The organism is Promicromonospora sp. NPDC057488, from assembly GCF_042802395.1.
GTDB lineage: Bacteria > Actinomycetota > Actinomycetes > Actinomycetales > Cellulomonadaceae > Promicromonospora.
Genome location: NZ_JBHVEG010000183.1, coordinates 1 through 12,631 on the forward strand (window position 1 = coordinate 1; position 12,631 = coordinate 12,631).

Annotated in this window: 10 protein-coding genes; 7 read left to right on the forward strand and 3 right to left on the reverse strand. The window is 74.7% G+C overall.

Annotated features, from left to right (window positions below; translation table 11 throughout):
- Positions 1-43 precede the first annotated feature (43 nt).
- Positions 44-1,321: a CapA family protein gene (locus tag ACFU5G_RS25345; protein ID WP_377251084.1), complete on the reverse strand. Its 1,278-nt coding sequence runs from the start codon at positions 1,319-1,321 to the stop codon at positions 44-46.
- A 121-nt stretch (positions 1,322-1,442) separates the two neighbouring features.
- Between ACFU5G_RS25345 and pgsA the strand changes: the two genes are divergently transcribed.
- From pgsA to ACFU5G_RS25360, 3 genes are all read left to right on the forward strand, one after another.
- Positions 1,443-2,033 (forward strand): CDP-diacylglycerol--glycerol-3-phosphate 3-phosphatidyltransferase, encoded by a 591-nt coding sequence (gene pgsA, locus ACFU5G_RS25350; protein ID WP_377251086.1) that lies wholly within the window; start codon positions 1,443-1,445, stop codon positions 2,031-2,033.
- Positions 2,030-2,551, forward strand: coding sequence for a CinA family protein (locus tag ACFU5G_RS25355; RefSeq protein ID WP_377251088.1), 522 nt, complete (start codon positions 2,030-2,032; stop codon positions 2,549-2,551). Before pgsA ends, ACFU5G_RS25355 begins: the two co-directional genes overlap by 4 nt.
- A 247-nt stretch (positions 2,552-2,798) precedes the next feature.
- Positions 2,799-3,152, forward strand: coding sequence for a helix-turn-helix domain-containing protein (locus ACFU5G_RS25360; RefSeq protein ID WP_020016783.1), 354 nt, complete (start codon positions 2,799-2,801; stop codon positions 3,150-3,152).
- Positions 3,153-3,222: 70 nt separating this feature from the next.
- Here ACFU5G_RS25360 and ACFU5G_RS25365 read toward each other — a convergent pair whose 3' ends face one another.
- A complete protein-coding gene (locus ACFU5G_RS25365) occupies positions 3,223-4,020 on the reverse strand; it encodes a DNA-formamidopyrimidine glycosylase family protein (RefSeq protein WP_377251090.1) in 798 nt (265 codons plus the stop codon).
- Between the two features lie 211 nt (positions 4,021-4,231).
- Here ACFU5G_RS25365 and ACFU5G_RS25370 point away from each other — a divergent pair, with 211 nt between their 5' ends.
- Positions 4,232-4,990 (forward strand): DUF998 domain-containing protein, encoded by a 759-nt coding sequence (locus ACFU5G_RS25370; RefSeq protein ID WP_377251092.1) that lies wholly within the window; start codon positions 4,232-4,234, stop codon positions 4,988-4,990.
- Here the strand turns inward: ACFU5G_RS25370 and ACFU5G_RS25375 are convergent.
- A complete protein-coding gene (locus ACFU5G_RS25375) occupies positions 4,956-10,049 on the reverse strand; it encodes a DEAD/DEAH box helicase (RefSeq protein ID WP_377251094.1) in 5,094 nt (1,697 codons plus the stop codon). The two genes, ACFU5G_RS25370 and ACFU5G_RS25375, sit on opposite strands and share 35 nt — an antisense overlap.
- 59 nt (positions 10,050-10,108) lie before the next feature.
- On the opposite strand from ACFU5G_RS25375, the gene ACFU5G_RS25380 reads away from it, so the two are divergent.
- The 3 genes from ACFU5G_RS25380 to ACFU5G_RS25390 all read left to right on the forward strand — a co-directional run bounded on the left by ACFU5G_RS25380 (position 10,109) and on the right by ACFU5G_RS25390 (position 12,519).
- Positions 10,109-10,345 (forward strand): DUF3046 domain-containing protein, encoded by a 237-nt coding sequence (locus ACFU5G_RS25380; RefSeq protein WP_377251096.1) that lies wholly within the window; start codon positions 10,109-10,111, stop codon positions 10,343-10,345.
- Between the two features lie 250 nt (positions 10,346-10,595).
- On the forward strand, positions 10,596-11,816 hold the full coding sequence (recA, locus tag ACFU5G_RS25385) for a recombinase RecA (protein WP_377251098.1): 1,221 nt from the start codon (positions 10,596-10,598) through the stop codon (positions 11,814-11,816).
- Positions 11,817-11,850: 34 nt separating this feature from the next.
- Entirely contained in the window at positions 11,851-12,519 is a 669-nt protein-coding gene (locus ACFU5G_RS25390) for a regulatory protein RecX (RefSeq protein WP_377251100.1), read from the forward strand.
- The last annotated feature ends 112 nt before the right edge of the window (positions 12,520-12,631 follow it).

Below are 12,631 nucleotides of genomic sequence, written 5' to 3' on the forward strand. Positions count from 1 at the left end.
GCTCAGGTCACCCTGGTGACCTGAGCGTCTGACACGTGGCCGGTCAGTCGCGCTCGACCACCTCGGGCGCCTTGCCCGCGGGGCGCTTCGGCGGCTGACGCTGCTCGTCCGCGGCGCGCCCGGCCGCGTTCCGCGCGATCCGCAGGCGCTGCTCGAGCTCGGCGGTGCCGAGCCGGCCTTCCCCGGGGTGCGCCAGGGCGTCGCGCGTGGCGCGCAGCCGGTGCCCGGCGGCCCGGTCGACCGTGGTCGCGGCCCAGCGGGCGTCCGTGACCCGGGCCGGGCCGTCCGGCGGCTGGACGACGTCCGCCACCAGCAGCAGCCCGACCGCGGACGCCGCCACGCAGCACTCCTTGCCCTGGTTGGACAGGAGGTTGCCGAGGCCGTAGGCCACCCACATCCCGTCGCCGCCCGGCCCGCCGCGCAGGCGCGTCAGCGGCTGCGGCACGTGGGCGTGGTGCCCGATCACCAGGTCCACCTGCCGGGAGCGGGCCAGCGCCCGGACGGTCTTCCGCTGGTGCTCGGTGGGCTCGGTGACGTACTCCGTACCGTCGTGCAGGCTCACCACGACCAGGTCCGCGCCCGCGGCCCGGGCCGCCCGGGCCTGCTCGGCGATCCGGTGGGCGTCGATGAGGTCCACCGACCAGGGGCCGGCGGGCGGCTCCAGGCCGTTCAGCCCGTAGGCCGCGGCCAGGTGCGCGATCGTGACGGTCCGGCCCTCCCGGCGCAGCCGGTAGAGCTGGGGTTCGAGCGACTCGCGCTCGTCGCGGGCCGTGCCGACGTGGCCCATCCCGGCGTGGTCCAGCGCGTCGAGGGTCGCCGCGATGCCGTCGAACCCCGAGTCGGCCGAGTGGTTGGACGCCGTCGAGCAGCCGTCCCAGCCCTGCTCGCCCAGGTCACGGACGATCTCCTTGGGCGCGCGGAACACCGGGTAGCCCGACGGCTGCGTGCCGGGCGGCGCGACCGGCACCTCCAGGTGGCACAGGGCCAGGTCCGCGCGTTCCACCCAGGGGTCGATGCCCGCCAGCAGCGGCGAGTAGTCGATGCCGTCCGGCCCGGTCGCGGAGTCGTTCACGGGAGTGTGGGTGAGTACGTCGCCCCCGGCGAGCAGCGTGAGCTCGACGTCCTGCGGGGTGGGGGACGGGGAGGGGGTCGGCGTCGCGGACGAGACCACGGGGGTCGACGTCGTCCCCGGGGCGCCCGAGCCGGTGGACGCCGGTGCCGAGCCCGGGTCGGCAAGGAGCGTGCAGCCCGCGGCCGTGGTGACGAGTGCGCAGGTCACGGTCGCGGATACGACGAGCCGCAGGACGCCGACGTTGGCCACCTCCGGATGCTATTCCAGGCCTGGCGGGGCAGCGAGCGGACGCGCGGGGCGAGGGCGCGGGAGCCGCCCGCGGGACCCCGTGCGGTCCGGGGAGCGGATGATCCGCGGCTAGGCTTGGGCAATGGTCACCGACGCTCCGTCGCCCTGGAACATTGCGAACATCGTCACGATGATTCGCATCGCCATGGTCCCGTTCTTCGCCTGGGCACTTCTCGTCGAGGGCGGGGACGACACGACGTGGCGGCTCGTGGCCACGGCGATCTTCGTGGTCGCGGCGGTGTCCGACAAGGTCGACGGCTACCTCGCCCGGTCGCGGGGGCTCATCACCGACCTGGGCAAGCTGCTCGACCCGATCGCGGACAAGCTGCTCGTGGGCGCCGCCCTGATCCTGCTCTGGATCCCGCTCGGCGAGCTGCCCTGGTGGATCCCCGTGATCATCCTGGTGCGCGAGCTCGGCATCACCTTCATGCGCCTGGGCATGGTCAAGTACGAGGTGATGCCCGCGTCTCGCGGCGGCAAGCTCAAGACGGTGCTGCAGAGCGTGGCGATCTCGCTGTTCCTGCTGCCGCGCGAGGGCCTCGACTGGCTCACCGTGATCGCCTGGGTCGTGCTGCTCGCCGCGTTCGTCGTGACCGTCGTGACCGGCGTCGAGTACGTCTACCAGGGCTGGAAGATCCGCCGGGACGCGCGGGCCCGGGCAGCACAGTCATGACGGCGCCGCGCCTGCTGGCGGCTGCCGCCGCCCGCGGGTGGACCATCGGCGTGGCCGAGTCGCTCACGGGCGGGCTCGTCACGGCGACGCTCGTGTCGGTCCCGGGCGCGTCCAAGGTGCTGCGCGGCGGAATCGTCGCCTACGCCACCGACCTGAAGGCCGGGCTGCTGGGCGTGGACGCCGACCTGCTCGCCGAGCGCGGGGCCGTGGACGAGGCGGTGGCCGCCCAGATGGCGGCCGGCGTGCGCACGGCCACGGGCGCCGACGTCGGCCTCGCCACGACCGGCGTGGCCGGCCCGGACCCGCAGGACGGTCAGGCGCCGGGTGTGGTCTTCGTCGCAGTCAGCACCCCGCTGGTGTCCGAGGTGCACCGCCTGGACCTGTCGGGCGACCGGCCCCAGATCATCTGCGACGCCGCCCGCGGCGTCATCGAGCTGGCGTCGGTGCTCGTCAGCGAGCTGCCGGGTGAAAAAAGCGATGCGGAGCAAGTTACGCTCCCTGAAGTTACAGACAAGTGAAACTTCTTGGCCTAATCTTGCACAGGGCTTGACGCGGGCACACTTCGGGAACAAGGCTCATACCAGCGGCGTTGGTCCCGGTGTGATCACGAACAAGCCGACCACTCGGGGCCGGCGCAAGAACTCTTCGAGCGCGGGGTACGGTAGAACGACCTCCGCACCCGGGGGACGTACCACACGCAAGGCACGGCCGGTCCAGCCAGGACAGGGCGTGAGGACAGGGACAGGCACTGAAAGGGGGCGCGAGATGGTCGTACTACGGCGAGAAATCGGAGACGTGCTGCGAGACACGCGGCAGCGTCAGGGGCGCACCCTCCGCGAGGTGTCGTCGGCGGCGCGAGTGTCGCTGGGTTACCTCAGCGAGGTGGAGCGAGGGCAGAAGGAGGCGTCGTCCGAACTTCTGGGTTCGATCTGCGAAGCGCTCGACGTGCCACTGTCCTTGGTGCTGCGTGAGGTGAGCGACCGCGTGGCGGTTGCCGAAGGATTCCAGATTCCGGACACGATCCCGGCGGACTTCGTCGCCGGGCTGCTGGCCAGGGGAGGCGAGCGGACCGCAGCGCGGCGGGACGTCGAGCAGTCCGACCTGGCGCCGGTGGGCTGACCTGGCAGCTGCCCCTGAGCAGCGCCTTAGGACGAGGGCGGAGCACCTGGTGCTCCGCCCTCGTCGTGTCTCACTCCGGGCCCGGTGCCTGGCAGGTGGGGCACCAGAAGACGGGCCGCTCGTAGGGCTTCTCGTTGGCCGTCCCGACGGCGATCGGGGTGCCGCACCGGCGGCACGGCCGGCCCGCGCGGCCGTGCACGTGCATCTCGACCGCGCCCATCCCGCGCGCCCGCCCGACGGCGACGCTGCGCTCCATGAGCCGCCGTGCGGTGCGCAGCAGGACCGCACGCTCGCCCTGCGGCAGGGAGCCCGCCGGCAGCCACGGCCACAGGCGCCGCGCGAACAGGGACTCCGCCATCCAGATCGTGCCTATCCCTGCGACCGTGCGCTGGTCCAGCAGCGTGGCGCACAGGGGCCGGTCGGGCTCGCGCACGAGCCGCGCCACGCCGTCGGCCAGCCCGGCGGTGGGGAAGTCGTCGCCCAGCACGTCCGGGCCCAGGCCGTTCAGGATGCGACTCTCGTCGTGGGTGCGCAGCAGGTCGAGCATCCCGAGGTGCCAGCCGGTGGCGGTCCACGCGTCCGTGGCGAGCACGGCGCGGATCGCGGGGTGGCGTGCCGAGGCGTCCCGGGAGCCCGTGCGGTGCACCTTCCAGGTGCCCTCCATGCGCAGGTGCGTGTGCAGGGTCCGGCCGTCGTCGAGCCGGGTGAGCAGGTGCTTGCCGTACGCGCTGGTCTCCAGCGCGGTGGCGCCGGTCAGGTGCGCGGCCCCGGCGCTGGGCCAGCGCAGCTCCGCACGGACGAGCGGCAGGCCGCGCAGCGCCGCGGTGAGCCGCTCGGCCGTGAGACGCAGGACATCCCCCTCGGGCACGGCCGCTCCCCTCGTCGTGGGGTTTCAGCGTAGTGTGCGCCCGGCTCGGGAAGGCGGCACAACCGGCATATCACCCATGTGATCCGGATTGGCCCCGTTCCAGGGGTCCTGGCCCCCGCGGGCCGGTCAGGGATGGCCCCCAGTGCGGTTCAGGGCATGACCGGGGGTAAGCCCGATGGCTTTCCGTCGTCCGCTCCAGGACTCTTGTCCCATGACCGTAGTAGGCGCTGACCTGGGCAGACACCCGGACCAGCCGATTGAGTCCCCCGACCCCCGCAGCACCCGCACCGTGAGCTGGTTCGGCGCCACCGCACTGCTGCCGATGATCGGCGCGCACGTCATCGGCGCGTCCGTCGTCGACCCGGTGCTCGACCCGATCAGCTGGTACGCCTTCGTGCCCGGCGGCGGCGAGATGATCCTCGCGGGCGGAGTGATCCTGGCCGTGCTCGGGCTGATCCTCACCGTGCGGATGTACCGCACGGGGCTGGCCGTCGGCCCGGTGCCCGCCGCCGCGATGATCGTCTTCGCGATCGCGATGGTGCTGGTCGGAGCGTTCCCCACGGACCCGCCGGGGACGGAGGCGTCGATGTCGGCGGTCATCCACCGGGTCAGCGCCGCCACGGCGTTCTGCGTGCTCCCCGTCGTCGGGCTGAGCCTGGAGCGCTCGATCGTCCGGCCCCGCTCGTCGCTGCCGCGCTCCCTCCGGTCGGCCGCCCGGGCCCTCGGGATCACGGTCGCGCTGTTCCTCGTGATCCACCTGTCGCTCGTCTACCTCGCCGACTCGGGCATCGCCGCCTTCGGCCTCATCGAGCGCGTGGGCTTCGTCATCATGATCGGCTACCTGTTCCTGCTCGCGGCCACCATCGACCGCGAGGGACCGGACGGGCAGCTCGACCCGCTGGGCGCCCTCGACGGCCCCGGGCCGGCCCTGGCGCTCAGCGGACCGAGATCCGCAGACCACGTGGAGTGACCGCGAAACCGGCCTCGACGAGGGCCCGCGCCGCCGGGTGGTGGCGCGCGGCCTCCAGCGCGGGCAGGCCGTCGACCCGCTGGACCACCAGCCGGCCGAGCCGGCCCTCGCGGACCGTCCTGGCCAGGGCGGCGGCCGCCGCCGCGAGCCGCGCGGGCTGCTGCGTGAACGACAGCACCGTGCGCCCGCCGCGCTCCACGAACAGGGCCAGGTCGCCGTGGGTGAGCACTACGACGGCGCCGGCCTTGCGGCCGGGCCGGTGGGCGGAGACGTGCCGGTCGCCGGGCGTTCCGTCGTCCGTGGCCGGGCCCGTGTCGGACGGCTGCCCGGTCGGCTGCGCGGCTGCCTCGGACGACCCGGCGGCCGGCCACGCGAGGGCGGCCCCGTAGGGGTTGGCGGGGTCCATGGCGGCGAGCACGACGGCGGTGCTCGTGCTGTTCGCGCCCGTGCCGGTCGCCACGGCCGCCGTCCGCTCCGCGACCTCCAGCTCCGCCTCGACGATCCGGGAGCGGTCCGTCGCGTCCACGCGCAGGCGGTCGACGGCGCCGGGCAGGGCGAACTGCGACCCGCCGAGGTGCTCCACGAAGTACCCGCGGCGCACCGCACCGCGCTCCTCCAGGCCGGACAGCACGCGGTAGACGTCGCGGTAACCCGCCCCGACGCCCTCCGCGGCCGCGGCCGACCGGGTCAGCACCCCGTGCCGTTCGAGCAGCACCTGCGTCAGGGCGTGGGCGCGCAGCGTGGGGTCCGGCTCCCGCAGCGGCAGGGCGGCCCAGCGCCCGCTGCCGCCCACGGTCGAGGCGCCGGCCCGCAGTGCCGAGGCGGGGCGGCCCGGGGACACGGCGAACCGGGACCGGCGCACCGGCCTGGCCCGGGCGGCGGTCCGGGGTGCCCGGTGGGCGCCGCCGCCGCTGACCCGGTCGCGGAGCGCGCCGAGCCCGTCGTTGGTGACCTGGCCGGCCCAGACGAGGTCCCAGAGCACCTCGAGCACGGCGTCCGGCTCGGCGGAGGTGAGCTCGGCGACCCGGGGCAGGAAGAAGCCGCCCGACCCGGTCAGCAGGTCGAGCACCGCGCGGTGCAGGTCGGAGTCGAGCGGGCTCTCCTCCTCGACCGGTTCGAGCGCGGGCAGGGTGAGCGCGGCGCCGTCGGCCAGGTGCAGCGAGACCAGGCCGTCCCCGCCGCCCGACCCGGGCAGCCGGGAGTGCCCGGCCCACAGCACCTCGCCCGCGACGGTCAGCTCGTCGAGCAGGGCGGGGGAGTAGTCGGTCACGCGGGCGGGCAGCACCAGGGTCTCCAGGGCCGACGCCGGGACCGCGGCGCCGGCGAGCTGCTCGATCGCCTGCACCAGCCCGTCGGCGCCGCGCAACAGCCCCGTGGAGACGTTCTGCCAGCGGGGCAGGAAGGCGCCGAGGGCCTCCTGCTCCACGGGCTCGACCTCGGCCCGCAGCACGGCCAGCGAACGGCGGCGCAGCAGGCGCAGCACGCCAGGGTCGCACCACTCGTCGCCCGTGCCGCCGAGCGCGCCGGGCCGCAGCCGTCCGCGCGCGAGGGCGCCGTCGGCCTCCAGCCGCGCCAGGCCGTGCGCGACCACGGCGACGCCCAGCCCGAACCGCTGGGCGGGCGCGGCGGCGCCGAACGGCCCGTGCGTGCGGGCGTGCCGCCGCAACAGGTCGCCGAGCGGGTCGGGGACGAGCTCGGTGAAGGTCTCCGGGATGCCCACCGGCAGGGCCACGCCGAGCGCGTCGCGCAGCCGGCCGGCGTCCTCGGCGACCGCCCACTGCTCCTGGCCGGCGAACCGGACTCGGATCACGCGGCGGGTGGTCTCCAGCTCCTCCAGCCAGTGGGCGACGGCGTGCCGGGCCTCCTCGCGCGTGCGCGCCTCCAGGGCGTCCAGCGGGTGCGGGCCGGTGCGGCGCAGCAGGTCCCACAGGCCCTCGGCGTCCCGGGCCTGCCGGTCGGGGGCGAGCCCGGCGAGCTCGGCCTCGGTGCGCTCCACGGCGCCGGGGTCGAGCAGGTCGGCCAGGTCGGCGGAGCCCTGCTCCCCGAGCAGCTCGGCGAGCAGCTCCGGGTCGAGCGACAGGGCGGCCGCCCGGCGCTCGGCCAGCGGCGCGTCGCCGTCGTACAGGAACTGCGCCGTGTAGCCGAACAGGAGCGACTGCGCGAACGGCGACGGCGTCGGGGTGGTGACCTCGACGACCCGGACCCCGCCGGAGCCGATCTCGCGCATGAGGTCGGCCAGGGCCGCCACGTCGAAGTCGTCCTGGAGGCACTCGCGGGCCGCCTCCAGCACGATCGGGAAGTCCGGGAACTGGCTCGCGACCTCCAGCAGCTGGGCCGAGCGCTGGCGCTGCTGCCACAGCGGCTGCCGCCGGTCCGGCCGACGCCGGGGGAGCAGCAGGGCGCGCGCCGCCGCCTCGCGGAACCGCGCGGCGAACATGACGGACGAGCCCAGCTCGTCGCGGACGGCGCCGAGCACCTCGTCGGGGTCGAGCAGCAGATCCTCGAGGGTGACGCGGCCCGGGGTGTGCTGTGGGTGCGCTTCGCCGTCGAGGGCGGTCCCGTAGTCGGTCCCGGTCCCGGTCCCGTCCACGTCCCACGGGTCGCCGTCCCAGCCGCCGCCGGAGTCGGGCAGCCGCAGCACGATCCCGTCGTCCGAGTGCATGGCGGCCACGTCCAGGCCGAACCGGGCCCGGAGCCGGGCGCTGATCACCAGGGCCCACGGGGCGTGCACCCGCGCGCCGAGCGGCGAGTGGATCACCACCCGCCAGTCGCCCAGCTCGTCGCGGAACCGCTCGACCACGACCGTCCGGTCGTCCGGCACGCGCCCCGTACCCAGCCGCTGCTCGGTCAGGTAGGCGGCGAGGTTGTCCGCCGCCCAGTCGTCGAGCCCGGCCTCGCGCAGGTGCTTGCGACCGGCGTCGACGTCGTCGGCCAGGGCGGCGTCGGCCTCGCGGACGAACGCGCCCACCGCCTTGCCGAGCTCCGCCGGGCGGCCCGGGGCGTCACCCTTCCAGAAGGGCAGGCGGCCGGGCAGGCCGGGCGCCGGGGTGACCAGCACGCGGTCGGTGGTGATCTCCTGGATGCGCCAGGTGCTCGACCCCAGCGTGAACGTGTCGCCCACGCGGGACTCGTAGACCATCTCCTCGTCGAGCTCGCCCACGCGCTTGCCGCCGCGGGCCCGGCCGGCGCCGGACGAGCCGCCGACGCTGTCGGCGAGCGTGCCGCCGTCGGGTGCGTCCGTGGCGAGGAAGACGCCGTAGGCGCCCTTGTCGGGGATGGTGCCGCCGCTCGTGGCGGCCAGGCGCAGCGCGCCGGGGCGGCCGCGGAGCATGCCCGTGGCGCGGTCCCAGGTGATGCGGGCCCGCAGCTCGGCGAAGTCCTCGCTGGGGTAGCGGCCGGCGAGCATGTCGAGCACCGCGCGCCAGGTGGCGTCGCCGAGGTGCGCGAACGGCGCGGCCCGGCGGACCAGCGCGAGCAGCTCGGCCTCGTCCCAGTCGTCGACGGCGAGCGCGGCCACCACCTGCTGCGCCAGCACGTCCAGCGGGTTGGCCGGGACGTGCATGTGCTCGATGGCCCCCGCGCGCATGCGCTGCGCGATGACCGTGGCGGGCACCAGGTCGCCCCGGAACATCGGGAAGACCACGCCCTTGGACACGGCGCCCACCTGGTGGCCGGCACGGCCGATGCGCTGCAGCCCGCTCGCGACGGACGGCGGCGCGCCCACCTGGACCACCAGGTCCACCGCGCCCATGTCGATGCCGAGCTCCAGGGAGGAGGTGGCGACCACTGCGGGCAGCCGGCCCTCCTTCAGCTCGGTCTCGGTGCGGGTGCGCTCGGCGCGGCTCATGGATCCGTGGTGGGCACGAGCGAGCACGGTCTCGGCCCGGCCGGTCCCGTCCGGGCCCGCCGGCTGTCCGGGGACCGCCTCGGGCAGGCCGCGTTCCCCGGGCACGGGCCGGGGGATCCCCGCGGCCGTGCCCGACTGGCCCGGCACGAGCGCCGCCCACGTGCTGGCCGGGTCGGCGATCTCCAGCCCCTGGCGCTGGGCCCAGACCTCGTTCATGCGGGCGGTCAGCCGCTCGGCGCCGCGCCGGTTGTTGGTGAAGACGATGGTCGAGGTGTGGTCCGCCACGAGGTCGACCACGCGCTCCTCGACGTGCGGCCAGACCGAGGCCTTGCGCAGGGGCTGGGTCGCCTCGCCGGAGAGGTCGATCTCGTCGTCGCCCGCGGCCCGGCCGCCGGGGTCACCCGGGTCGGGGACGCCGCGGCCGGGCGCGCTGCCCAGGTCCGCGAGGTCCGGCACGGGGACCACCACGTCGATGGCCCACTCCTTGTGCGACGGCGGCTGCACGACGACGACCTCGCGCGCGGCGGAGCCCGTGCGGCCGCCGCCGAGGAACCGCGAGACGGCCTCGACCGGGCGCACCGTGGCGGACAGTCCGATGCGCTGCGCGGGCCGGTCGAGCAGGGCGTCGAGCCGCTCCAGGCTCAGCGCCAGGTGGGCGCCGCGCTTGGTGCCCGCCACGGCGTGGATCTCGTCGAGCACCACGGTCTCGACCCCCGCGAGCCCGGCGCGGGCCGAGGACGTGAGGATGAGGAACAGGGACTCCGGCGTGGTGACCAGGATGTCCGGCGGGCGCGTGGCGAACGCGCGCCGCTCGCTCGCGGGCGTGTCGCCCGTGCGCATGCCGACGGTGACGTCGGGGACCTCGATGCCCTCCCGGGCCGCTGCCTGCCGGATGCCCGTCAGCGGGGAGCGCAGGTTGCGCTGGACGTCCGCGGCCAGGGCCTTCAGCGGCGACACGTACAGCACGCGGCAGCGGTGCGCCCGGTCCTCGGGCGGCGGCGCCGACATGATGCGGTCGATCGACCAGAGGAACGCCGCGAGCGTCTTGCCCGACCCGGTCGGCGCCACCACGAGCGCGTGCTGGTCGCGCGCCACGGCGTCCCACGCGCCGGCCTGGGCGGCGGTGGGCTGCGCGAACGCACCCGTGAACCACGTGCGGGTGGCCGGGCCGAACCGGGAGAGCGGGTCGTCGGACGTGGGCATGGTCCCCATTGTGTCCCCGACCACTGACACGGGCCGGGAGAGGTCTCCCGGCGTCGTAGGGTTGACGGGTGCGCGAACGGGATTTCTGGCAGCTGGTCGACGAGGTCTTCGGTCCTGCCTACGGGCGGGCCCTGGCGCGCGAGCAGGTGCTCCCGACGCTGGACGGGCGGACCCCGGCGGCGGCCCTGGAGGACGGCGACGAGCCGCGCGACGTGTGGCACGCGCTGTGCGACGCGCTGGACGTGCCGGACGCCGACCGGTGGGGCAGCGACAAGTACCGGCAGGCCCCGCCGCCGCGCCGCTGAGCGCCGGCCACCTCCTTTCCGACCGCCCGCGCGGGGCTCGCCGAGATGTCCTGTGACACACCGGTGTGTCCTGCCTTGCCTCGAACACGCGTTCGGCTAGACTTTGACCACAGGCACGGATTCCGGAACGTCGTCCACAGGCGGCGGCCGGAGCAGGCGTCCGTGTCAGTGGCTCCGCGTACGGTCGGCAACGACGTACAGAGCCATCCATGTCGGCGCACACAGCGCCCTGAAACCGAAGGTGTTGCACATGCCCGCACCAGCAGACCGCGAAAAGGCCCTCGAGGCGGCCCTCGCACAGATCGACCGTAACTTCGGCAAGGGCTCGGTCATGCGCCTCGGCGAAGAGACCCGCGCGCCGATCGAGGTGGTCCCCACCGGTTCGATCGCCCTGGACGTCGCGCTCGGCATCGGGGGTCTGCCCCGTGGCCGCATCGTCGAGGTGTACGGCCCCGAGTCCTCGGGTAAGACGACCATCGCGCTGCACGCCGTGGCCAACGCCCAGCGGCTGGGCGGCATCGCCGCGTTCATCGACGCCGAGCACGCGCTCGACCCGGAGTACGCCAAGAAGCTCGGTGTCGACACCGACGCCCTCCTGGTCTCGCAGCCGGACACCGGTGAGCAGGCCCTGGAGATCACGGACATGCTGATCCGCTCCGGCGCGCTCGACATCATCGTCATCGACTCCGTCGCGGCCCTGACGCCGAAGGCCGAGATCGAGGGCGAGATGGGTGACAGCCACGTGGGTCTCCAGGCCCGCCTGATGTCCCAGGCCCTGCGCAAGATCACCGGTGCGCTCAGCGCGTCCGGCACCACCGCGATCTTCATCAACCAGCTGCGCGAGAAGATCGGCGTGTTCTTCGGCTCGCCCGAGACCACCACCGGTGGAAAGGCGCTGAAGTTCTACGCGTCGGTCCGGCTCGACATCCGTCGCATCGAGACCCTCAAGGAGGGTACGGACGCGGTCGGTAACCGCACCCGCGTCAAGGTCGTCAAGAACAAGATGGCGCCGCCGTTCAAGCAGGCGGAGTTCGACATCCTGTACGGCCACGGCATCTCCCGCGAGGGTGGGCTCATCGACATGGGCGTGGAGCACGGCTTCGTGCGCAAGTCCGGCTCGTGGTTCACCTACGAGGGTGACCAGCTCGGCCAGGGCAAGGAGAACGCGCGGTCCTTCCTGCGCGACAACCCGGACCTCGCCAACGACATCGAGAAGCGCGTCAAGGAGAAGCTGGGCGTCGGACCGAAGGTCGATGCCCCGGCGGACCCGGCCGCGGGCGCCCCGCTCCCGTCGGCGACCGAGGGTGACGGGCCCACGGGCACCGTCGCGGCGGCCAGCTCGTCCTCGCGGACGACTACCACCGCCAAGGCCACGAAGTCGACCACGACGCGTGCGAAGACCGCCACGAAGGCGACGGTGGCCAAGACCGCCGCCAAGGCGGAGGCAGCCGCCGAGAAGGCACCGTTCTGACGTGCAGTACGGTGATCCATCGGACGGTCCCGGCGTGGGGAAGCGTCGGGGCCGTCCGGCCGCCCAGGAGGGCGGCGGGGAGAACGGCCGTGAGGCCGCCCGCGACGGTCGCCGCCCCGGCGGCCGAGGGCGGCGCGCCACCGGCGAACGGGCACCGCGGCGCACCGTGGCAGAGCGCCTGGAGGCCGGCGAGATCAGCCGGGACGACGCCGTCGAGAAGACCCGCGAGGTCGTCCTCCGGATCCTGACGGCGGCGCAGAAGTCCCGCCGTGAGCTCGAGCAGTCGCTGGCCCGCAAGGGCTACCCGGAGGACGTCGTCGTCCAGGTGCTCGACCGCTTCGGCGAGGTGGGCCTGGTGGACGACGCGACCTACGCCGAGACCATCGTGCGCACCCGGCACGCCGAGCGCGGGCTGGCCCGCCGCGGCATAGCCGCGGAGCTGCGCCGGCGCGGCATCGACGAGGACACCGCCGTCGAGGCCCTGGACCAGCTCGACCCGGACGACGAGCGGGCCGCGGGCGCGAGGCTCGCCGCCAAGCTCGTCACCCGGACGCGCAGCCTGGACCGCGAGGTGCGGGTGCGCCGCGCCGTCGGCTCCCTCGCGCGCAAGGGCTACGCACCCGGCCTGGCCTTCGAGCTGGTCAAGGACGCGCTCGCCGCGGAGGGCGAGGAGACGGACGACCTCGGGTACGCAGAGGACTGAGCCCGACGTCCGCGAGGACCGAGCCCGACGTCCGCGAGGACCGAGCCCGACGTCCGCGAGGATCGAGCACCGACGAGGGGCCGGGTGGTCAGCAGCGCTCGCTGCTGACCAC

Coding starts and splice junctions, on each gene's coding strand:
- recA (WP_377251098.1), top strand. CDS start 10,596: ATGCCCGCACCAGCAGACCGCGAAAAGGCCCTCGAGGCGGCCCTCGCA.
- ACFU5G_RS25370 (WP_377251092.1), top strand. CDS start 4,232: ATGACCGTAGTAGGCGCTGACCTGGGCAGACACCCGGACCAGCCGATT.
- ACFU5G_RS25375 (WP_377251094.1), bottom strand. CDS start 10,049: ATGGGGACCATGCCCACGTCCGACGACCCGCTCTCCCGGTTCGGCCCG.
- ACFU5G_RS25360 (WP_020016783.1), top strand. CDS start 2,799: ATGGTCGTACTACGGCGAGAAATCGGAGACGTGCTGCGAGACACGCGG.
- pgsA (WP_377251086.1), top strand. CDS start 1,443: ATGGTCACCGACGCTCCGTCGCCCTGGAACATTGCGAACATCGTCACG.
- ACFU5G_RS25355 (WP_377251088.1), top strand. CDS start 2,030: ATGACGGCGCCGCGCCTGCTGGCGGCTGCCGCCGCCCGCGGGTGGACC.